The 415-nt window shown below is 43.6% G+C and carries 1 protein-coding gene; it reads right to left on the bottom strand.

Annotated features, from left to right (window positions below):
- Positions 1 to 415 (bottom strand): hypothetical protein (locus ZA06_RS16990; protein WP_205625686.1); only part of this gene is annotated, 415 nt, incomplete at both ends.

Here is a 415-nt window from a genome sequence, read left to right as displayed (position 1 = left end):
GGGAATGTATATGTTCCGACCTGTCCAGAACCGGTATCGTTTACAGCACCGGTCATTACCCATGCAATTGAGCTTACGGAACAATTATCGTTGAAAGAGGCATCTGTAATAGCAACATCTACAGAACAGTCTCCAGAGGTATCTGCACTGGTTGTTGTAACAACGTTGCTTGTAGCGTTTACCGTTGGATTTTCATTATCGGTTACTGTTACAGTCATGACATCGGTAGCTGTATTGGCTGGGGTAGCATTGTCAGATACGGTATATGTAATTGTGGTTGTCCCTATAGGGAATGTATATGTTCCGACCTGTCCAGAACCGGTATCGTTTACAGCACCGGTCATTACCCATGCAATTGAGCTTACGGAACAATTATCGTTGAAAGAGGCATCTGTAATAGCAACATCTACAGAAC

The organism is Mangrovimonas xylaniphaga, assembly GCF_001280435.1.
Classification (GTDB): Bacteria; Bacteroidota; Bacteroidia; order Flavobacteriales; family Flavobacteriaceae; genus Mangrovimonas_A; species Mangrovimonas_A xylaniphaga.
This window is presented reverse-complemented; position numbering and strand designations above follow the sequence as displayed.